Origin of the sequence: Streptomyces sp. NPDC098781 (assembly GCF_044759995.1) — a bacterium.
GTDB lineage: Bacteria > Actinomycetota > Actinomycetes > Streptomycetales > Streptomycetaceae > Streptomyces.
This window is the reverse complement of the sequence record NZ_JBIWAK010000008.1, coordinates 348,867-368,458: the sequence shown is the minus strand read 5'-3', so window position 1 is coordinate 368,458 and position 19,592 is coordinate 348,867. Positions and strand designations below refer to the sequence as shown.

At 72.5% G+C, this 19,592-nt stretch carries 17 protein-coding genes and 1 pseudogene; 5 read left to right on the top strand and 13 right to left on the bottom strand.

Features of this window, described 5'->3' with window-relative positions; translation table 11 throughout:
- Window positions 1-8: 8 nt before the first annotated feature.
- Together ACIQWG_RS30935 and ribA are read right to left on the bottom strand one after the other, a co-directional pair.
- On the bottom strand, window positions 9-1,154 hold the full coding sequence (locus ACIQWG_RS30935) for an NAD(P)/FAD-dependent oxidoreductase (RefSeq protein ID WP_404101653.1): 1,146 nt from the start codon (window positions 1,152-1,154) through the stop codon (window positions 9-11).
- A gap of 63 nt (window positions 1,155-1,217) precedes the next feature.
- Window positions 1,218-1,886, bottom strand: a complete 669-nt coding sequence (gene ribA / locus ACIQWG_RS30930) for a GTP cyclohydrolase II (protein WP_404101651.1) — start codon at window positions 1,884-1,886, stop codon at window positions 1,218-1,220.
- Between the two features lie 41 nt (window positions 1,887-1,927).
- Here ribA and ACIQWG_RS30925 point away from each other — a divergent pair, with 41 nt between their 5' ends.
- Entirely contained in the window at window positions 1,928-2,716 is a 789-nt protein-coding gene (locus tag ACIQWG_RS30925) for a creatininase family protein (protein ID WP_404101649.1), read from the top strand.
- 104 nt (window positions 2,717-2,820) lie between these two features.
- On the opposite strand, the pseudogene ACIQWG_RS30920 reads toward ACIQWG_RS30925, so the two are convergent.
- The 5 genes and pseudogenes from ACIQWG_RS30920 to ACIQWG_RS30900 all read right to left on the bottom strand — a co-directional run.
- Window positions 2,821-3,846, bottom strand: a pseudogene (locus ACIQWG_RS30920) (lysylphosphatidylglycerol synthase transmembrane domain-containing protein); the annotation flags it as partial.
- A complete protein-coding gene (locus ACIQWG_RS30915; protein ID WP_404101647.1) occupies window positions 3,843-4,922 on the bottom strand; it encodes a class I SAM-dependent methyltransferase in 1,080 nt (359 codons plus the stop codon). The gene ACIQWG_RS30915 and the pseudogene ACIQWG_RS30920, both read right to left, overlap by 4 nt.
- Entirely contained in the window at window positions 4,919-6,118 is a 1,200-nt protein-coding gene (locus tag ACIQWG_RS30910; RefSeq protein ID WP_404101645.1) for a glycosyltransferase family 4 protein, read from the bottom strand. Before ACIQWG_RS30910 ends, ACIQWG_RS30915 begins: the two co-directional genes overlap by 4 nt.
- The gene (locus ACIQWG_RS30905; protein WP_404101643.1) at window positions 6,115-6,513 is read right to left on the bottom strand and encodes a 6-pyruvoyl trahydropterin synthase family protein; all 399 of its coding nucleotides are present in this window, start codon (window positions 6,511-6,513) and stop codon (window positions 6,115-6,117) included. The genes ACIQWG_RS30910 and ACIQWG_RS30905 overlap by 4 nt, the downstream gene beginning before the upstream one ends.
- 151 nt (window positions 6,514-6,664) lie before the next feature.
- Window positions 6,665-7,648 (bottom strand): dehydrogenase, encoded by a 984-nt coding sequence (locus ACIQWG_RS30900; protein WP_404101641.1) that lies wholly within the window; start codon window positions 7,646-7,648, stop codon window positions 6,665-6,667.
- 108 nt (window positions 7,649-7,756) lie between these two features.
- On the opposite strand from ACIQWG_RS30900, the gene ACIQWG_RS30895 reads away from it, so the two are divergent.
- Window positions 7,757-8,524: a CDP-alcohol phosphatidyltransferase family protein gene (locus ACIQWG_RS30895; protein ID WP_404101842.1), complete on the top strand. Its 768-nt coding sequence runs from the start codon at window positions 7,757-7,759 to the stop codon at window positions 8,522-8,524.
- A gap of 414 nt (window positions 8,525-8,938) precedes the next feature.
- Here ACIQWG_RS30895 and ACIQWG_RS30890 read toward each other — a convergent pair whose 3' ends face one another.
- The 4 genes from ACIQWG_RS30890 to ACIQWG_RS30875 are packed head-to-tail and all read right to left on the bottom strand — an operon-like array spanning window position 8,939 to window position 13,995.
- Window positions 8,939-10,168 (bottom strand): MDR family MFS transporter, encoded by a 1,230-nt coding sequence (locus ACIQWG_RS30890; protein WP_404101639.1) that lies wholly within the window; start codon window positions 10,166-10,168, stop codon window positions 8,939-8,941.
- Entirely contained in the window at window positions 10,165-11,955 is a 1,791-nt protein-coding gene (locus ACIQWG_RS30885; protein ID WP_404101637.1) for an ABC transporter permease subunit, read from the bottom strand. The genes ACIQWG_RS30890 and ACIQWG_RS30885 overlap by 4 nt, the downstream gene beginning before the upstream one ends.
- A 3-nt stretch (window positions 11,956-11,958) precedes the next feature.
- Window positions 11,959-13,419, bottom strand: coding sequence for an ABC transporter substrate-binding protein (locus ACIQWG_RS30880; protein WP_404101840.1), 1,461 nt, complete (start codon window positions 13,417-13,419; stop codon window positions 11,959-11,961).
- A 39-nt stretch (window positions 13,420-13,458) separates the two neighbouring features.
- On the bottom strand, window positions 13,459-13,995 hold the full coding sequence (locus ACIQWG_RS30875) for a GNAT family N-acetyltransferase (RefSeq protein WP_404101635.1): 537 nt from the start codon (window positions 13,993-13,995) through the stop codon (window positions 13,459-13,461).
- A 182-nt stretch (window positions 13,996-14,177) separates the two neighbouring features.
- Between ACIQWG_RS30875 and ACIQWG_RS30870 the strand changes: the two genes are divergently transcribed.
- The 3 genes from ACIQWG_RS30870 to ACIQWG_RS30860 all read left to right on the top strand — a co-directional run bounded on the left by ACIQWG_RS30870 (window position 14,178) and on the right by ACIQWG_RS30860 (window position 16,189).
- Entirely contained in the window at window positions 14,178-15,125 is a 948-nt protein-coding gene (locus ACIQWG_RS30870) for an ATP-binding protein (protein WP_404101633.1), read from the top strand.
- A 352-nt stretch (window positions 15,126-15,477) separates the two neighbouring features.
- Entirely contained in the window at window positions 15,478-15,951 is a 474-nt protein-coding gene (locus ACIQWG_RS30865; protein ID WP_404101631.1) for a protease inhibitor I42 family protein, read from the top strand.
- 97 nt (window positions 15,952-16,048) lie between these two features.
- Window positions 16,049-16,189, top strand: a complete 141-nt coding sequence (locus tag ACIQWG_RS30860) for a hypothetical protein (RefSeq protein ID WP_404101629.1) — start codon at window positions 16,049-16,051, stop codon at window positions 16,187-16,189.
- A gap of 9 nt (window positions 16,190-16,198) precedes the next feature.
- On the opposite strand, the gene ACIQWG_RS30855 is transcribed toward ACIQWG_RS30860, so the two are convergent.
- Both ACIQWG_RS30855 and ACIQWG_RS30850 read right to left on the bottom strand, forming a co-directional pair.
- Window positions 16,199-18,070 carry a discoidin domain-containing protein gene (locus ACIQWG_RS30855; protein ID WP_404101627.1) on the bottom strand — a complete coding sequence of 624 codons (1,872 nt, stop codon included), beginning with the start codon at window positions 18,068-18,070 and terminating at the stop codon, window positions 16,199-16,201.
- Between the two features lie 139 nt (window positions 18,071-18,209).
- Window positions 18,210-19,574, bottom strand: a complete 1,365-nt coding sequence (locus tag ACIQWG_RS30850; RefSeq protein WP_404101625.1) for a GH1 family beta-glucosidase — start codon at window positions 19,572-19,574, stop codon at window positions 18,210-18,212.
- Window positions 19,575-19,592: the final 18 nt, after the last annotated feature.

Below are 19,592 nucleotides of genomic sequence, written 5' to 3'. Positions count from 1 at the left end.
CCGCCCGCTCAGACCCGGTTGGCCTCCGGCCGCGGGGCGTCGGCCGCGAAGCGGTCCGCGCTCAAAGGGCCGACGTCCACGAAGGGCCGGCGGCCGAGGTACAGGTCGCGGACCACCTCGCCGACGGCCGGGCCCTGGAGGAAGCCGTGGCCGGAGAAGCCGGTCGCGTAGAGGAACCGGGACACCGAAGTCGCCTCGCCGATCAGCGCGTTGTGGTCCGGGGTGACCTCGTACAGGCCCGCCCAGCCGCCCGTGCGGCGCAGTTCGAGCAGGGCGGGGGCGCGGCGTTCCATCGCCGCCGCCAGCCGGGGGATCCAGCGATCATGGGTGTCCGTGGCGAAGCCGGGCCGCTCGTCCGGGTCCGACATGCCGAGGAGGAGGCCGGGGCCCTCGGTGTGGAAGTAGAGGCTGGTGGTGAAGTCGATGGTCATGGGCAGCCGGGGCGGCAGACCGTCGACCGGTTCGGTGACCGCGATCTGCCGGCGCAGCGGCAGCACCGGCAGATCCACGCCGGCCATCGCCCCGATCGCCCGTGACCAGGGGCCGGCCGCGCAGATCACGGTGTCGGTGGTGATCCGCGCGAGGGTCGTCGTCACGGCGGTGATCCGGTCGCCCCGCATCTCGATGCCGGTGACGCCGTGGCGGCGTAAGATCCGCGCCCCGTACGCGCGGGCGGCGGACGCGTAGCCGTGGACCACGGACTCCGGGGTGCAGTGGCCGTCGTCCGGTGAGTAGGCGGCCGCGAGCAGTCCCTCCGTGCTGATCAGCGGGGACAGCCGCCGTGCCGCGGCCGGGTCGATCATCCGGCTGGGCACGCCGAGGGCGTTCTGCAACCGGACGCCCGCCTCGAAGCCGGCCACGTCCTGCGGCGTCGAGAGCAGGAACAGATAGCCGACCCGGTGCAGCCCGATGTCGTACCCGGTGTCCTCGGCGAACCGGTCGAACGCCTCCAGACTGCGCGCCCCGAGCTGGATGTTGAGCTCGTCGGAGAACTGCGCCCGGACCCCGCCGGCCGCCTTCGAGGTGGATCCGGAGGCCAGTTCGTCCCGCTCGACGAGGACGACGTCCCGTACCCCGGCGCGGGCGAGGTGGTAGGCGATGCTGGTGCCCATCACACCGCCGCCGATGACGACGACACTCGCGTGCGTGTCCAAGGGCCCACCTTCCTGGAAGCCGTCGGTCGTTCCCTCTTCCTGTCCGGATGGGCCGCTCGGCAATCAGGACAGGTGCGCCACCGCGTCCAGATGGGGCAGGTGGTGGTCGAGACGCTCCCGCTTGGTGCGCAGATAGGTGATGTTGTTCTCGCACGGCGGGATCAGCAGCGGGACCTGCTCGGCCACCTGGATGCCGTGCCGCACCAGCGCCTCGCGCTTGCGCGGGTTGTTGGACATCAGGCGGACGCTCGATACGCCCAGGTCGTGCAGGATCTCGGCGGCGACGCCGTAGTCGCGGGCGTCCACCGGCAAGCCGAGCGCCAGGTTGGCCTCGACTGTGTCCAGGCCCTCCGCCTGGAGAGCCATCGCGCGCAGCTTGCCGAGCAGCCCGATGCCCCGCCCCTCGTGGCCCCGCAGATAGACGACGATGCCGCTGCCCTCGGCGACGACCGCGCGCAGCGCGGAGGCCAGTTGGTCGCCGCACTCGCAGTGCTGGGAACCGAAGGCGTCACCGGTCAGGCACTCGGAGTGCAGCCGCGTCAGTACGTCGTCCGTGCCGATCTCGCCGTAGACCAGGGCCACTTGCTCGTCACCACGGTCGTGGTCGAGGTATCCGACGGCGCGGAATTCGCCGTACACGGTGGGCAGCGGTGCATTCACCACGCGCTCCACACCGGAACGCTGCGGCCGCGGAGCGGACTTCTTGCCGATGACGCCAATTTTATCTGTCATGATTCTTCAGTTCCTAAACAGAGACGAAAGGCCGTGAAAAGATGAGTGGTTCGCAGACGCGGCCGGCGGCGCACTCGCTGGTGCCGGCGGACACCACCGAGGACGTACGGACGCGGGGAGCGGGCGTCTCACGACAGGTGGCGGTCCTTCCCGTCGGAAGCTTCGAGCAGCACGGTCCGTTCCTTCCGCTGGCGACCGACACGCTCGTGGCCTGTGCCATCGCGCGTGACATCGCCGCCGCGTACCCGGTGCACCTCCTTCCGCCGGTGACGATCTCCTGCTCGCACGAGCACGCGGCCTGGCCGGGGACCGTCAGCATCTCCTCCGTGACCCTTCATGCGGTGATACGGGACATCGCGGCTTCGCTCCGCCGGTCCGGCGTCGACACCCTGGTGCTGGTCAACGGGCACGGCGGAAACTACGTACTGGGCAACGTCGTTCAGGAATCCTCCGCGCGCGGGGAGCGAATGGCGCTGTTCCCGGCCCCGGAGGACTGGGAGGCGGCGCGGGAGCGGGCGGGGGTGGAGACCTCGCTGCTCACCGACATGCACGCGGGGGAAATCGAGACCTCCATCCTTCTGCACACTCATCCCGAATTGATCCGACCCGGTTATGAGACTTCCGATTTCGTGGCGGACGACCGCCGTCATCTGTTGACCCTCGGTATGTCCGGCTATACCGATTCCGGTGTCATCGGCCGTCCTTCGCTGGGTTCCGCGAAAAAGGGGAAGCGACTGCTGGCGAGCCTCGCTGATTCCTTCGGCGCGTATGTGTCACTGCTGACCTCCGCGGACGATTCCGTAGCGGATACGGGAGACGCACGAAAATAGCCGCTGGGTTCCGGGTCCGCCACGGTCTCGGCGGATCCGGTTCCGGATCCCGCGCGCAGCGCGGTGTACCAGCGGGCGACCAGCACGAGCAGACCGGGCAGTGCGGCCACGAAGCTGAGCACGCCGTACACGACGGCGACGGCCAGTCCGGTCGTCGCGCCGAGACCGGCGGCGCCGAACGCCCAGGCGGTGACGCCCTCTCGGGGGCCGAAGCCGCCGACGTTCAGGGGCAGGCCCATGGCGAGCAGGGCCAGGACGGCGAGCGGCAGCAGGGCGGCCACGGACGCGTCGGAGCCGGCGATCCGGGCGGCGAGCACGAACATGCCGAGGTGCCCGGCCAGTACGACGGCGGAGGAGACTGCGACGCCGGGGCCGTTGCGGCGGGACAGCAGGGCTTCCCGGGCCTCGCCGAAGGTCCTGCGCAGGGCCGTCGGCTCGGTGCGGTCTCGGCGGGACGGCGCGCGGTTCATGCGCAGGGCGGCCACCACGGCGAGCGCGCCCACGCCGGCGAAGAGCAGCAGCGGGGTGATGTCGCGGGCCTCGTCCAGCACCGGGGACGGCATGGTCAGCAGGATGCCGGCGCCGGCCAGCGCGAGGACGAGCTGGCCGGCCGTCCGCTCCAGTACCACCGCGCGGACCCCGCGCCCCAGGTCACCGGCGCTCTGTCCGTGCCGCACGGCACGGTGGACATCGCCGAGGACGCCGCCGGGGAGGGCCGCGTTGAGGAACAGGGCCCGGTAGTAGTCGGCGACAGCCGGTCCGAGCGGCAGCCGGATCCTGAGCCCACGCGCCACCAACTGCCAACGCCAGGCGCTGAACACGGTGGTGACGGCCCCGATCCCGAGCGCCCCGGCGAGCGCCACGGCGTCGATCCGGCGCAGTCCGTCGAGGAACACGCCGGTGCCGAGGCGCCAGAACAGCACCGCGAGGATGACGACGCCGACGGCCGTGCCCACGTGGGTGCGGACGGCGGGGGTGTTGACGCGCGAGAGGAAGGAACGCGGCCGGATCCGGGGGGACTCGGGGGTGTCCGCTTCCGGGCGGGGTTCGGTGACGATGACTCCGATGCGGGAGGGCGAGGTGGCGTTCCACCGTGCCGCGGGCGTCTTCGCCACCGTCTCCACGCTCATGACGCCCCGCCCTTCGGTCGGCACAGTGCCAGCAGATCGCTGTGGTGGACGACGACCCGCAGCTCGCCCGCCCGGCAGGCGGCGAGGCGCTCGCTGAGGTAGCGGTCGGCGCGCTCGCGCAGTTCTGGGCGCTGCTCGACCGCCGCGGCGACCCAGCCGCGCAGCCACTGGGCGGTGAGGGCCGACTCTCCCGGGCCGAGCCGCCACGGGCTCGGGTGCACCTGGACGGTCGCGCCGTGCTCGGAGAAGGCCTCGGCCGCCGCGGTGATCGCGTCGGGGCCGAGCATGCCGGAGCGTCGCTGGTGGGCGTTGAACGCCTCGGCGATCTCCTGGTCCAGCGGGTCGGACGGGGTGAGTTCGACGCGTCCGGCGACGGAGAGCGTCAGCAGCGCCGCGCAGCCGGCGCCCACGCAGGCGGCGGCGAGGGTGTCGACCTCCTCGCGGGTCAGGACGTCGAGCAGCGCGGACGCGGTCACCAGCGAGGCACCCTGGAGGGCGTCCGGGGTGAGGCGGCCGACGTCGCCGCGGCGGGTCTCGACCGTGACCCGGCTGCCGTCGGCGGACGAGCGCGGGGAGGCCACGGCGGCGAAGTGCAGCAGATACGGGTCGCGGTCGTGCAGGACCCAGTGCTGGGCGCCGTCGAGGTGCGGCGCGAGCCAGCGGCCCATGGAACCGGTGCCGCAGCCGATGTCGTGGATGGCCAGTCCACCCGCCCGTCGGGGCAGGTTGGCGAGCCGGATGCGCAGCGGGTCGAGCAGGTCGTGCGCCCGCGCGGCGGCGTCGGCGCCCTCCCGCAGCTCCAGCCACTCGGGGGCGTAGCGGGGCGGGTCGTCCGGACCGGCGTCCCGCAGGCGCAGGGTGGCCCGCTCGCCGGGACGGAAGTCGGGGCCGGCACCGAGGATCACGGCGTCGTCGTCGGACGCCGGTACGGACACGCCACTCACGTCACCCTCCGCTGAAACGATCCCTCGCCGCGCTCCCGGCACTGTCGCCGAGTCGGTCGCGTCCGTCACGTCCTTGGGCCCCGGCTGGGCCGGAACGGCCGCGCCGGTCTGTGTCGTCGCCGGGTTCGTCATGCCGCCCTCCGGGGTCCGTTCGGCAGCCGGCCCAGTACCGAGGCCAGGCTGCGGGCCGTGCCGGCCCAGCCGTTCAGGGCGGCCCGGCGTCCCCGGGCGGCCGCCTTCAGCCGGCGTCGCACGTCGGCCTCGCCGAACCAGCCGCGCAGTTCGGTGGCGATCGCGGCGGGGTTCTCCGGCGGGACGAGGATGCCGGGGACACCGCCGTCGGGGGCCCGGCCGACCGCCTCGGGCAGGCCCCCGACGTCGGTCGCCAGCACCGGGATGCCACGCGCCAGCGCCTCGGTCACCGCCATGCCGTACGTCTCGGCGTAGGAGGTGAGCACCATGAGGTCGGCGGCGTTGTAACTGGTGTCGAGGTCGGCGCCGGACTGCGGGCCCGCGAGGATCAGCCGGTCCTCCAGACCGTGCCGCGCGATCAGGGACCGCAGTTCGGCGACGTACTCGGGATCCTGGTTCAGCCCGCCCACGCAGACGCAGCTCCACGGCAGATCGGTCACCGTCGCCAGCGCCTCCACCAGCCGGTGCTGTCCCTTGCGCGGTGTCACGGCGGCCACGCACAGCAGGCGGGACACCCCGTCCGTGCCCGCGGCGAGGGGCGCGATGTCGGCGCCGGGGGCGGCGACATGGACGCTTTCGGGGGCGAGGCCGTGGTGGGAGACGAGCCGGCGGACCGCCCAGTCGCTGGTGGCGATGACCGCGGGGACCGCCCGCAGCACGGTGCGCTCCCGGGCGTCCAGGTCGGCGGCGACCTCGGGCTCCAGCCCCGTCTCGTCGCCGAGCGGCAGATGGACGAGGACCGCGAGGCGCAGTCGTTCTGCCTCCGGGACGATGATCTCGGGCACCCCGCAGGCGACCAGACCGTCCAGCAGGACGACGGTTCCGTCCGGGAACTCCCGCAGCGTGCGGGCGAGTTCGGCGCGGGCCGCCACCCCGGGCCGGGGCCACTCGCCGTCCACGGCGTGCTTGTGCACCTGCCAGCCGAAGCCGGGCAGGTCCAGACAGACCCGCCGGTCATAGGCGTTGCCGCCGCTCGGCGCGGCCGGGTCGTCGACGCCGCCCGGCAGGACGAAGTGCACGGAGCGCAGGGACATCGGGATGATCTCGGCGTTCTTCAGAACGGAGTGCTGCACCGGCACATAGCCGAGAGCGGGCGGCTGCGCCTTCTCCGGCTTCTCCAGGATGATGTCGGTCACAGGGCACGCTCGTAACTCGCCCACGCGACATGCGACTCGTGCAGGGTGACGGTGAGCCCCGCGAGGCCCTTGGCGCCCTCGCCGAGCGCGCCCTTCTCGATCCGCTCGGCGAGTCGGTCGGCGATGACCTTGGCCAGGTACTCGGTGGAGGTGTTGATCCCGGCGAAGTCGGGTTCGTCGTCGAGGTTTCTGTAGTTCAGCTCGGCGACGACGGCGCCCAGCTCCTGTGTGGCCAGTCCGATGTCGACGACGATGTTGTCGTCGTCCAGCTGCTCGCGCCGGAACGTTGCGTCCACCAGGAACGTCGCTCCATGCAGGCGCTGCGCGGGTCCGAAGACGTCGCCGCGGAAGCTGTGGGCGATCATGATGTGATCGCGGACGGTGATGCTGAACAACGGACGACCCTCCAGGTGCGGTGCGCTCCTCATCCCCCGCTGTTCGCTGCCGGGGATGTCGTGTAGTACGGCTCTTGGCTTCCCCGCGTTCAGCCCTCTCTCACTCTTTTCTCAGGTCAGGCGCTCGTGCGTCCGGTGATGAACGACTGCGTCAGTGCGGGTCCGGGTACCTGACGCGGTGACAGAGCGCCGGGATCTCCCCGGAGGCGAGCTTCGGCAGCACTTCGGGCAGCTCCTCGAAAGCGCTCTCCCCCGTGACCAGCGCGTCGAGGGCGGGATCGGCGAGCAGATCGAGGGCGAGGGCGAGCCGGTCGGCGTAGCCGCGGGTGGCGGCGCGGGCCGGGGAGACGGTGCCGACCTGGCTGCTGCGGATGACCAGGCGCCGGGAGTGGAAGGCCTCGCCGAGCGGCAGGCCGACCCGCCGGTCGCCGTACCAGCTGAGTTCGAGGACCGTGCCCTCGGCCCTGAGCAGTTCGAGCGACCGGGACAGGCCCTGCTCGGTGGCGCTGGCGTGCACGACGAGATCGCACTCGCCGGCCGCCTCCGCGGGCGAGGCGAAGTCGGCTCCGAGCGCCTCCGCGACCTCCGCCCGGCGTGGATCGGCGTCGACCAACTGGAGCCGCACGCCCGGGAAGCGGGCCAGCAGGGCGGCCACCGAGCAGCCGACCATGCCGCCGCCGACGACGGCGATCCGGTCGCCGATCAGGGGGGCTGCGTCCCAGAGCGCGTTGACAGCGGTCTCCACCGTCCCGGCGAGGACGGCGCGGGCGGCGGGCACGGTGTCCGGTACGACGGTCACGGCGCTCGCGGGGACGACGTACCGCGTCTGATGCGGATACAGGCAGAACACGGTACGGCCGACCAGTGCCGTCGGCCCTTCCTCGACTACCCCGACGTTGAGATAGCCGTACTTCACCGGGGCGGGGAACTCGCCCTCCTGGAAGGGGGCGCGCATGGCGGCGTGCTGGCTGTGCGGGACGCCGCCGCGGAACACGAGTGTCTCCGTGCCCCTGCTGACCCCGGAGTACAGCGACCGCACCAGGACCTCGCCGTCGCCGGGCTCCGGCAGGGCGACGTCCCGGACCTCTCCCGCGCCCGGAGAGCTGAGCCAGAACGCACGTGCGCTGCGGTTCATCGGGATCCTCCTGAACGATCGTGAAGCCGTGCACGTACGGAGGTGTGCACAGGTCGCGCACAGTACGCGGCCTTGATCGTCTCTGTCATCTGGCCGGAGGAATGCGCGGTGGCCCTGAACAACACTTACGACGCGAGGCTGGTACAGCAGGAGACCGCGGTGGGAGCGGGCGTGCAGATCCTGTTGCTGGCCCTGCTCGGTTCGGCGATCGGAATGGGGCCCGCGGGCTGGCTGACCGGCCTGGTCTTCGCCGTCGCCACGTGGGCACTGCTCTCGACGGCCCTGCACCGCTCCGGGCTCCGCCGCTTCGGTCCGGCCAACCGGGTCACCTTGGGCCGCGCGACGCTGGTGGGCGGGGTGACGGCGCTGGTCGCGGACTCGTTCCAGAGCTCACCGCCGGTGACATTGTTCGTCGGACTGACGGCGGTGGCGCTGATCCTGGACGGTGTGGACGGCAAGGTGGCCCGCCGCACGGGTACCTCCACGGCGCTGGGCGCGCGCTTCGACATGGAGGTGGACGCGTTCCTGATCCTGGTGCTGAGCGTGTACGTCTCGATGTCGCTGGGCCCCTGGGTCCTCCTCATCGGCACGATGCGCTACGCCTTCGTCGCCGCCGCCCGGATCTGGCCCTGGCTGAACGCCCCGCTGCCGCCGAGCACGGCCCGCAAGGCGGTCGCCGCGATGCAGGGCGTGTTCCTGCTGCTGGCCGCGTCCGACTACCTCCCGTACGCCGCGACGTTCGCGGTCGCCGCGGCGGCGCTGGCGGCGCTGGTCTGGTCGTTCGGGCGGGACATCCTGTGGCTGTACCGGACATCGCGTACCGAGCGGGTCTCCGTGCCGGACGTGGCGAAGGTGCCGGAGCTGGTGGCGTCCTGAACGCGGTCAGCCGCCCAGGGGCATCCGGTACGCCGGGGACTGCCGCCTCGCGAACCCCGTCCGCTCGTACAGCCCGTCGACCGAGGCCAGGTCCGGCCGCGAACTGAGATCGAGGGTCCGCGCCCCCCGCCTCCCCCATCAGCGGCCCGGCGCGCCACCACCGCGCACCGCCTCCTCCATGCCGACGTCCTCGATCCGGGCGCGCACCCCCGAGAGCACGGGGACCATGACGAGAGTCAGCCTGCCGGCGACCTCTCCGTCCGGCCGAAGGCGGCCACAAGTTCAACGCTCGCCTGACAGGCGATCGCCAGCCGCACATCCCTGCCCAGGGCACGGCACCGGGCAGACCAATGCCCACGAGAGCTCCCGTCGCCGAACCGCGGGGAAGAACCCGACGAGCCCAGAGCCCGCACCCTACTTGCGCGGCACCACCAGAACGGCCCCGAGCGGCACAGCCGCCAACGCCAGCCACGGCACCGCGGCAGGCAGGCCGGTGTCCAGGAGGGTTCCCGTCGCCGAGCTGCCGATGAGGACGATGAGGCCCGAGATCGAGGACAACGCCCCGGTGTAGAGGCCGAGTCGGCCGTGCTCGGCGAGGTCGGGGACCCAGGCGCGGGCGGCCGGGGCGACGAGCATCTGGCCGAGGGTGAGCAGGACGACGAAGCCGGCCGCGGGCAACAGGCCCGCCGTACCCGTCCGGTCGGCGGGGCGCACCGCCGCCACGACCGCGAAGCCCGCCGCGATGAGCAGCAGCCCGGCCACCATGGACCGGCGCAGGGTGAGCCGCTCCCCCACCCACCGGGTGACGGGCAGCTGGGCGATCACCACCAGCAGCGAGGACAGGGCGAACAGCCAGGCCAGCGCCGACTGGGAGCCGGTGGCGCGTTCCACCTCGTCGGGCAGGGCGAGGTAGAGCTGGTTGTAGGCGAGCAGGTAGGCGCCGTACGCGCAGCACAGGGCGAGGAAGCGGCGGTTGCGCAGCAGCTTGCCCGTGCCGCCGCGGAACTCCACCCCGCCGCGGCCGGGTATGCGCTGCGGCAGCAGCCACGCGTGTCCGGCGAGGACGAGTACGAAGATCCCGGCGCCGGCGAAGCACACCGTACGGAAGTCCACCGCCAGCAGCAGCGCGCCCAGCAGCGGCCCGATGAAGGCGCCCGCCTGTCCGGCGACGGTGAGCAGCGCCAGGACCCGGGTCCGGGAGCCGCCGCCCGACTCCTCCCAGAGCACGGCCTGGCGGGCGACCTCGGACTCCACGGCGGGCGAGAACAGCGCGGCGGCGAACCCGATCAGCAGCACGGCCCCGATCACCGCCCAGGTCTCGCGCGCGTACCCCAGCCACACGAACCCGGCGATCCGCAGCACGCACCCCACGAGCACGACCGGCCGGATCCCGTACCGGTCGGCCAGCGCCCCGCCCACCACGAACAGCCCTTGCTGGCTGAAGGTCCGCAGCCCCAGCACGAATCCGACCAGCCAGCCCGCCATGCCGACGCCCTGCCCCAGGTGCTCGGCGAGGAAGGGCAGGACGGCGAAGAAGCCGATGTTGAAGGCGAGTTGAGTGAGGATGAGAAGGCGGAGGAGGGGAGAGAGCCGGCGGGGTCGAGCGCGGGCCGGCTTGCCGAGGCCGAGCGCCGACAGGTTCATCGGGCCGCCACCAACTCCGCCGCTTCCGGCCGTCGTTCGGGCACCTCGGGCTCGATGGGCGCGGCCTTTCGACCACGGCGCCGCACTCCCCCGGCCGACGTCACCGCCAGCGCGCCCAGCAGGGCGAGTACGGCGGCGGGTGCGAGGACCGCCCAGGGGGCGCGCTCGGCGTAGGGCTGGTTCTCGGCGAGGAGCAGGCCCCATTCCGGGGAGGGCGGCTGGGCGCCCAGGCCGAGGAAGGCGAGCGAGGCGAGCGCGAGGGCGATGCCGGGCAGTCGGAGCAGGGCGTGTCGTACGACGGGCGGGAGGACGGCGGGCAGCAGTTCGTGGCGCAGCAGATACCAGGGGCCGGCGCCCAGGGCGCGGGTCGCGGTGAGATGGAGGGCGGCGCGTTCCTGTCGTAGAAGCGCGGAGGTGTGGGCGGCGAGCGGGGTCCATGCCACGGCGGCCACGGCGAGCGCGGGTGTGGCGCTTCCGCCGCCGACGACCGAGGTGACGAGCAGTGCGACGAGGACCGGCGGCAGTGCGGTGACGGTGTCGACGAGCGGCCCGGACAGGCGGGGCAGCAGGCCGAGCGCCAGCCCGGTGAGCAGGGTGACGGCCGTGATCGCGAGGGCGAGCAGCAGGGTGTCGAGGGCGCCGTGCGCGACGCGGGCGAGGACGTCCCGGCCGAGGGCGTCGGTGCCGAACGGGTGCGACGGGGAGGGGGCGGTGAGCCGCTCGGCGGTGTCGAGGGCCAGCGGATCGCGGGGCAGGCCGAGGGCGATGACGGCGACGAGCAGGCCGCCGTACACGAAGGGCAGGATCCTGTGGGCGGGCGGCGACGGCCGGTGCAGGGACGGCAGCGCGCCGTCGCGCAGGGCCGGGCCGATCAGCAGGCGGGTGAGCAGGTGGGCCAGTCCGGCGGCGACGGCGGCGAGCAGGACGAGGGCGAGCGTGCCGGCCTGGAGGACGGGCAGGTCCTGGGCGAGGGCGGCCTGGAGGGTGGTACGGCCGAGGCCGGGGATGTCGTAGATCTGCTCGACGGTGACCGCACCGCCGGTGATGCCCACGACGAACAGGCCGGTGTTGGGGAGCAGTCCGGGCAGACAGCGGCGCAGGGCCTGCCGGGCGACCGTGCGGCCGGGCAGTCCGCGTGCGGTGGCGGCCAGGGCCCAGGGCTCGGCGAAGGCGCCGGGCAACAGGTCGTCGAGGAGCCGGCCGAGGATGGCTCCGGCGGGCAGACCGAGGGCGAGGGCGGGCAGGACCGTCCACTGGGGGCCGTACCAGCCGAGGGCGGGCAGCCAGCCGAGTTGTACGCCGACGACGGTGGCGAGGACGGACGCGGTGAGGAACTCGGGCAGTGCGGCGAGCACCGCGGAACCGCTGCCTCCGGCACGCCGTCCGTCGAGCCGGCGCCGCGCCCCGAGCCATAGGGTGCGGGCGCAGATCAGCGCGGCGGTGACGGCGGCGACCACGAGGGCCACCGCCATCAGCAGCAGGGACACACCGAGGGCCTGGAGCACGGCGGGCGTGACCTCGCCGCCGGAGATCCACGACCGTCCGGCGTCCCCGCGCCACAGCCCGCCCACCCAGTCACCGAGCAGGTGGAACGGGCCCTTGTCCAGGCCCAGTTGGGCACGGATGTCGGCCAGCACCTCGGGCGTCGGGTCGCGGTCCGCCGACCGGGCTTTCAGGACGGTCAGCGCCGGGTCGGTGTGCGAGAGCCAGGGCAGTACGCCGATGGCCGTGACGAGGGCGCCCGCGATCCCGGCCCGCCACAGCAGCGTGGCCGCGCGCTGTCGCACGGGTCAGCGCCGGGTGCCGATGCCGACGAGGGTGCGCTCGTACGGGTCGAGGATCTCGCCGCTGACGGAGGTCCCGACGCCGGTGATGATGCGCTGGTGCACCAGCGGTACGACGGCGTCGCTGCCCAGGATGCGGGCCTCGGCGGCCATCGCCGCGTCCTGCCGTTCGGCGGTGTCGGTCGTACGCTCGGCCTTGGCCACGGCCTGGTCGACGTCCTTGTCGCACAGCTGACCGATGTTGTAGCCGCCGTCGCAGGTGTAGTCGCTGGCGAGGACGGAGACCGGGTCGCCGGTGTCGACGAGGGTGTTGCGGGCGAGGACGAAGGCGTCGAACTTGCCGGCCAGCGCGTCGCTCTCCAGCCGCGAGTACTCACGCACCTCCAGCGTCACCGCGAACCCGGCCTTCTCCAGCTGCTGCTTCAGCACCTGCGCGACCTCCGGCAGTTCGGGCCGGTTGTCGTACGTGGCGAGCTTGATGGGCGTGTCCTGCGGCTTCCCGGGCTTCACGCGCCCGACCGGGTCGGTGCGCTTGCCCTCGGCCCAGGTGACGGCGGGCCCGTAGATGCCGGCGCCTACGTCGGCGTATCCCTCGTACACGCCCTTGGCCAGCACGGAGGTGTCGACGGCCTGGCGAGCGGCGGCACGCAGCGCGGCGTCCTTGAAGGGACCCTTCTCGCTGTTGAGGAGCAGGCTCGTGGTGCGGGTCGTGGCGGTCGCCTCGCGGGTGGCCTTGTCGAGGGTGGCGGCCTGGGAGACGGGGATCGCCTCGGCGAGGTCGACCTGTTCGGTGCGCAGGGCGTTCGCGCGGGCGGTGCCGTCGGCGACGAACTTCACGTCGATGCCGGTGGCCTGGGCGCGGCCGCCCCAGTAGTCGTCGTAGCGGTCGAGGGAGGCCGCGGTGGCGCCCATCACCTTGGTGAGTTCGAAGGGTCCGGTGGCAGTGCCGACCGGGTCGACGTCGTCCTTCTTGTCGTACGCCCCGGCGGCGAGGACGGCGAGGGAGGGGCTGGACAGGCGCAACGGCAGGATCGGGTCGGGGTCCCCGGTGGTGATCCGGACGCCCGTGGCGCCGTCGGCCTTCGCGGTGAGGGTGACGCCGGCGAGGGCGGCCGGGGCGGGCTCGGCCTGCGTGGCGTGGGTGAGGGAGGCGGCGACGGCGGCCGGGGTGACCTCGGAGCCGTCCTGGAAGGTTGCCTCGCGCAGGGTGAACAGCCAGGTGCGGTCGCCCTCCCGGCGCCAGGAGGCGGCGAGGGCGGGGGTGGCGGTGCCGTTGGCGTCCAGCGCGGTCAGGCCCTCGGTGACGCCGAGGCGGCTGAGGATGGTGGCGTCGGCGCCGTACGGCGAGAGCTTCTCGGCGGGTGGGAAGGCCAGGGCGACGCGCAGCCGGGAGCCGGCGTCGGCGCGGTCGTCCGTCTCGCTGCCGCCGTTGGAGGCGAAGCAGCCGGCGAGCGCCGGGGCGAGCATGAGGGCCGCGAGGATCGGGCGGAGTCGGCGTCGCACGGTCTATCGCTCCATCGGTATCTCGAAGTGGACGACGCCGTTGTCGCCGCCGGTGTCCTGGCGTTCGTCGTGCACGACCTTGCCGAGCGAGCGCCAGAAGCTCTCGGCGCCGGGCACGCTCGGGTCGGTGTGCAGATAGACGGCGCGGTATCCGCCGTCCGCCGCCGCGAAGGCGAGCAGCTCCGCGACGAGCCGGCGGGCGAGCCCGCGCCTTCGGTGCTCGGGGCGGACGTAGACGCGGCGCAGCTGCGCGGTCGTGCCGGAGGGGTAGCGCTCGGCGAGGTCGCGCGGGTTCGGCGGGTGGGCCGGGCCGCGGGAGTCGACGGCGGCGGTGGCGACGACACCGTTGTCGTGCGGGTCGAGCGCGACGAGGAGGGTGTGCCGGGGCGGGGCGAGATAGGCGGCGGCCGGGTCGATGATGTCCGCGTGCCAGCGGGGCACATAGCCGGTGCCGAAGTCGCGGTAGACGGTGTCGAGCATCAGGGCTCGCGCACCGTCGAGGTCGTCCGGGCGCGCCGCCCTGATGCTGTAGTCGTGCACTTGCACATCATATGCGTTAAGGGCAAGGGGTGATCACGTCACCCCTCACCTCCTCCTCAACCCTCGTACGGCTCAAGCGATTTGACAGTGATCAGCGGCCATGGCCAACCTAATCACATGACATCCATTTTCAACAAGGTTACACCGGCGGTCCTGCCGGTACGGAAGGCGGGTGGCTGCTGATGCGTATCGCGTTCGTCGGCAAGGGGGGCAGCGGCAAGACGACCCTGTCTGCCCTCTTCACCCGCCACCTCGCCCGCTCCGGCGCGCCCGTCCTGGCCGTCGACGGCGACATCAACCAGCACCTCGCGGAGGCACTGGGTCACACCGGCCCCGGCCCGGACGCCCCGCCCCTCGGCGCTCACGTACGGGACATCAAGGAGTACCTGCGCGGCACCAACCCGCGCATCCCTTCCGCCGACGCCATGATCAAGACGACCCCGCCCGGCCGCGGCTCCCGCCTCCTGCGCCTCCTCGGCGACGACGAACTGCACACCCGCCACGTCCGGCGCGTGGGCGACGTACCGCTGATGGTGACCGGCGAGTTCGACGAGAGCGACCTCGGGGTCGCCTGCTACCACTCCAAGCTGAGCGGGGTCGAGCTCTACCTCAACCACCTCGTCGACGGCCCCGGCGAATACGTGGTGGTCGACATGACGGCGGGCGCGGACGCCTTCGCCTCCGGTCTGTTCACCCGCTTCGACCTGACCTTCCTGGTGGCGGAGCCCACCCGCAAGGGGGTCTCGGTCTACCGCCAGTACCGTGACCACGCGAGGGAGTTCGGCATCCGTGTCGCGGTCGTCGGCAACAAGGTGACCTGCGAGGACGACCTGCTCTTCCTCAAGGAGGAGGTGGGCGACGATCTCCTGACCCACCTCGTCCAGTCGTCGTGGGTCCGCGCGGCGGAGCGCGGGCGGGAGCAGGGAGAACTGGAGTCCCACAACGTCCATGCGCTGAACGTGCTGCGCGGGGCGGTCGACGCGGTACGGAAGGACTGGGCCGCGATGCACGCGCACGCGGTCGAGTTCCATCTGCGCAACGCGCGCGCGTGGGCGGACGACAGAACGGGCAGCGACCTGGCCGCCCAGGTGGACCCCTTTTTCGTCCCGGGCTCACCCGCAGGGGACTGACACCCCGTCGCTCGTCGGGACCGGAACGCGGCCGGCTCCTCCGCGCCCTCACCCGCGGCGGCGACGCGCTCCTCGCCGGGCTGGAACGTCAGTTGGGCCTGACGCTCGCCGCGAGACGGAGAGACGTACGCCCGAAGCGCTTCGGCCCGAGCGCAGATCCTGAACGAGGCCCCGGCGCTTGGCTGCATGCCCATGACACGTACTCAGGTACTATCCCTGGTCAGCAGGCCTGAGCCGTCACTGGGGGGCAGCAGGACGACTTCGTAAACGGCACCATGAACAAGGCCTCCGACGCCCGCATGCCCGACGCGTACGCCGTCCACCTGCCCGCCGACCGATGAGAGTGAGCGCCATGACCAGCGCCCTGCGGCGACTCGCCCTGCCCGCCCTGCTGATGACCGTGCTCGCGGGCTGCGGCCTCACCGAACCGGACACCTACGAGCTGGGTGAGGACCACATACAGGTGGACGAGGGGGAGGAGTTCACGCTGTCCGTTCCGGTCGACACCGCGATGGGCGAATGGTGGTACGTGACAGCGCCGGAGCCCGACCGCGACGTCGTCCGGAGCACGGACAAGCGGGAGGAGATCGAGGCCGACGACGACTCCGTCGGCAGCGGGAGCGGAACGGACTCCTTCGACTTCAAGGCCATCGGTGCGGGCACCACGAAGATCCGGCTCATCCAGTGCCCGCACGGTGCCTGCGCCGGCGGCGGCGACGCCGGCGGCCCCGTCACCCCGTCCCCTGTCCCGAGCGGCAGCCCCACCCCCGACGCGAAGTACCGGGCCACCGTCCACACCTACACCGTCACCGTGAGGAAGCCATGACGTCCGAGCCGCAGACCTCGCGCCCCGGCCGGACCGACGACTAGCTGGCGCAGTCGGACATCCCGGCGATCCGGTACCGGGCGACGAGGCGGCGTCCATGGTGCGGGGGTGGCTGGAGTCCGCGGCCACCGCCGCCGACGGGGTCGACGGTGACGAGGAGACGGCCCGCTGGCTGGAGGCCGTCGCCGAACTGCTCGGCCTCCGACACGTCCACCGCTCTCGGACGGCCGGGGACTGAACGGCGGCTCTACTGCTTCTGCTCCACTCGCACCCAGTCCACCTCCGCCTGCACTCCCCCACCCGCGACCCGGTCCACGCTCGACTGCGGCAGCCCCCAGTAGGGCGTGGTCACCTGGTTCCACCCGGCGGGATACGCCCCGCCCAGGGCGAGGTTCAGGATCACGTACTGGTCGTGGTCGTACACCCACTGCCCCCGCGTCGACTCCAACTTGTTCCGGGTCGTCTCCTGGACCAGGCGGCCGTCGACGTGGAACCGCATGCCGGTGGGCGTCCACTCGACGGAGCAGGTGTGCCACTGGTCGACCGTGCCGCCGTCCGGGAAGGTCTGGCGGGCCCCGATGTTGCCGTCGGCCGAGTAGCCCGGGCCGTGCAGGGCGCTGCTGGTCCAGTCGCGGTAGCCGACGTTCTCCATGATGTCGGTCTCGCCGGAGGCCGGCCAGGAGACCGACGGGTCGTCGACGTCGCTGCCGAGGAGCCAGAAGGCGGGCCAGAAGCCGTCGCCGACCGGGAGCTTCATACGGGCGCTGACCTTGCCGTACGTGAAGTCGAACCTCGTGTTCGTGTCGATGCGGCCCGAGGTGAAGTCGTAGGTGCCTCCGCCGGCCTGGGTGCAGCCCTTGCAGTACTTCGCCCGCAGCACCAGCGCGCCGTTCTCCGTGCGGATGTTGTCGGCCGAGTCGACGTACGCCTGTGACTCCCCATTGACCGAGCCCATCTCGGTGCCGGTGCGCACGACGCGCCACTTGGAGCGGTCGAGCGCATCGCCGGTGAAGTCGTCGAAGAAGGTGGTCCGATACGTCCCCGGCTGCTCGGCCGGAAGCGGCGGATAGGCCGCCGAGGCGCTGCCGCCCGTGCCCCAGACCTCGAACTCGTAGAGGGAGTAGCCGAACTGGGCCGTGGCGGGGGCCGGGTTGTGGAAGCTGCGGCGCTCCTTGCCGAGCACCCGGACATGGCGGCCGGTCGTCGGTGCGGGAAGGGTGATCGTGTCGTGCAGACCCACGGCCTCCGACGGCGACTTGACGTTCGCGCGGCGGGCCGCCACCTCGGCGGCCGACGGACGGTACACCGTGCGCCAGGTGCGGTTGTCGTCGGAGACCTGGAGTTCGTAGTCGACGGCGTAGCCCGCCTCCCAGTAGAGGTCCACCGAGGAGATGGCCGATACAGCCCCCAGGTCCACCGAGATCCAGCGGTCGGCGTTCCAGTCGCTGGACCAGCGGGTCGCGTCGTCCTTGAGGTTCGCCGGCCGGCCGCCGTCGGTGACGAACGCCGGTGAATTGCCCGCGTGCTGGTAGTGGTCGGAGTACGCGGGGTGGTTCAGCGCGAGGTTGGTGCGGGTGGTCGACGCCGGGGCCGGTTCGCCGCCGTAGACCCTGAAGGAGTAGAGCGAGTAGCCGTAGGGCGTGGCCCTTTCGATGCCGCGCATCCGGAGGTAGCGGCCGGTCACCTCTTGCGGGTACGTGTGGGCCGTGACCGTGCCACCGGTGCCTGCGGTCTCCGTGTAGAAGGGGGTCCAGTCGGTGCCGTTCCTCGACGCCTCCAGGACGTATCTCTTGCCGTACGCCGCCTCCCAGTCCAGGACCACGCGGTCGACGCGGATCGTGGTGCCGAGGTCTACGCGGATCCAGGCGTCGTCGGTGAAGTCGCTGGACCAGCGGGTCGCGGCGTCCCCGTCGAAGGCGAGGCCCGCCGCCAGGCCGGCGTTCTCGGCGCCGGACGCGGTGACGGCGGCCGGGTTCGCGGCGTGGGCGGTGGCGGCACGGTCGGTGTCCCATGCGGCGGCCACGGCGGCGGACGCCGGCGCGCCGAGGACCGTACCGGAGGACAGCAGGGCCGCCGTCGCGAGGGCGGCCAGGAGGGTGCGGGGGATGCGGTGCGGCATGCGGCTCTCCTGAGTGTCGATGTTGATGCGAACATGACAGTTCAGATGGCGGTTCGGTGCCGGTCGCCGATGCGCATGACCGTCCGGCGACGGAAGCGGTGGACGCGGGCCCCGGCCCCCGCGCCCACCGCGCTCGGTGTCAGGCCGCCCGGCGCGCCTGGCTTGCGTGGGCCCGCACGATGTCCGCGTAACGGTGTCCGGTCCCCTTGATCGTGCGCACCTGCGTGTCGTAGTCGACGTGGACCAGGCCGAAGCGCTTGGCATAGCCGTACGCCCACTCGAAGTTGTCCAGCAGCGACCACGCGAAGTACCCGGCCAGCGGCGCCCCCTTGCGGGCGGCCGAAGCGCAGGCCGCGAGGTGCTGGACGAGGTAGTCCTGACGCTCGGGGTCGTCGATCGTGCCGTCGGGGCGTACGACGTCGGGGAAGGCGGAGCCGTTCTCCGTGACGTAGATCTTGCGCGGGCCGTACTCCTCGGTCAGGCGCAGCAGCAGCGTCTCCAGACCGCTCGCGTCGATCTCCCAGTCCATGCCGGTGCGCGGTACGTCCGGGCGGCGGACCGCGCGCGCGTGGGGTGCGGGGCCGGCGGGGTCGTCGACGACGTGGGCCGGGAAGTAGTAGTTCAGGCCGAGCCAGTCCAGGGGGGCGGCGATCGTCGCCAGGTCGCCGGAGCGCTCGGGCAGGTCGACGCCGTACGTCTCGACCATGTCGGCCGGGAAGCCGCGGCCGTGCACCGGGTCGAGCCACCAGCGGTTGACGTGGCCGTCCTGGCGGCGGGCGGCGGCCTCGTCCTCGGGGCGGTCGCCGGCCGCGTACACCGTGGAGAGGTTGTTGACGATGCCGACCTCGGCGCCGGGCGCGACCGCGCGGATCGCCCGGGTCGCCAGACCGTGGCCGAGGAGGAGGTGGTAGGAGGCGCGGACGGCGGCCGTCAGATCGGTCAGGCCAGGGGCCATCTTGCCTTCCAGGTGGCCGATCCACGCCGAGCAGGAGGGCTCGTTGAGGGTGGCGAAGTGCTTCACGCGGTCGCCGAGCCGGGCGGCCACGACCGAGGCGTACTCCGCGAAGTGTTCGGCCGTCTCGCGCTCGGGCCAGCCGCCGCGGTCCTGGAGCGCCTGCGGGAGGTCCCAGTGGTAGAGGGTGACGGACGGAGTGATGTCCGCCTCCAGCAGCCCGTCGACCAGCTCGTCGTAGAACGCGAGGCCCTTGGGGTTCACCGGACCGTCTCCACCGGGCACGACCCGCGGCCACGCGACCGACAGCCGGTAGGCGTTGGTGCCCAGTCGGCGCATCAGTGAGATGTCCTCGCGCCAGCGGTGGTAGTGGTCGCAGGCCACGTCGCCGTTGTCATCGCCCGCGATCTTTCCGGGGGTGTGCGAGAAGGTGTCCCAGATCGACGGGGAGCGGCCGTCCTCCGCCGCGGCTCCCTCGATCTGGTACGCCGCTGTGGCCGTGCCCCACAGGAAGTCGTGCGGGAGTGCGGCGAGGTCGATACGGTCGGACACAGAAATCCCTTCGAAATG

Excerpts from the sequence above, each read along its gene's own strand:
- ribA (WP_404101651.1), bottom strand. The coding sequence starts at position 1,886 with ATGACAGATAAAATTGGCGTCATCGGCAAGAAGTCCGCTCCGCGGCCG.
- ACIQWG_RS30925 (WP_404101649.1), top strand. The coding sequence starts at position 1,928 with ATGAGTGGTTCGCAGACGCGGCCGGCGGCGCACTCGCTGGTGCCGGCG.
- ACIQWG_RS30915 (WP_404101647.1), bottom strand. The coding sequence starts at position 4,922 with ATGACGAACCCGGCGACGACACAGACCGGCGCGGCCGTTCCGGCCCAG.
- ACIQWG_RS30900 (WP_404101641.1), bottom strand. The coding sequence starts at position 7,648 with ATGAACCGCAGCGCACGTGCGTTCTGGCTCAGCTCTCCGGGCGCGGGA.
- ACIQWG_RS30890 (WP_404101639.1), bottom strand. The coding sequence starts at position 10,168 with ATGAACCTGTCGGCGCTCGGCCTCGGCAAGCCGGCCCGCGCTCGACCC.
- ACIQWG_RS30880 (WP_404101840.1), bottom strand. The coding sequence starts at position 13,419 with ATGCTCGCCCCGGCGCTCGCCGGCTGCTTCGCCTCCAACGGCGGCAGC.
- ACIQWG_RS30870 (WP_404101633.1), top strand. The coding sequence starts at position 14,178 with ATGCGTATCGCGTTCGTCGGCAAGGGGGGCAGCGGCAAGACGACCCTG.
- ACIQWG_RS30865 (WP_404101631.1), top strand. The coding sequence starts at position 15,478 with ATGACCAGCGCCCTGCGGCGACTCGCCCTGCCCGCCCTGCTGATGACC.
- ACIQWG_RS30860 (WP_404101629.1), top strand. The coding sequence starts at position 16,049 with ATGGTGCGGGGGTGGCTGGAGTCCGCGGCCACCGCCGCCGACGGGGTC.
- ACIQWG_RS30855 (WP_404101627.1), bottom strand. The coding sequence starts at position 18,070 with ATGCCGCACCGCATCCCCCGCACCCTCCTGGCCGCCCTCGCGACGGCG.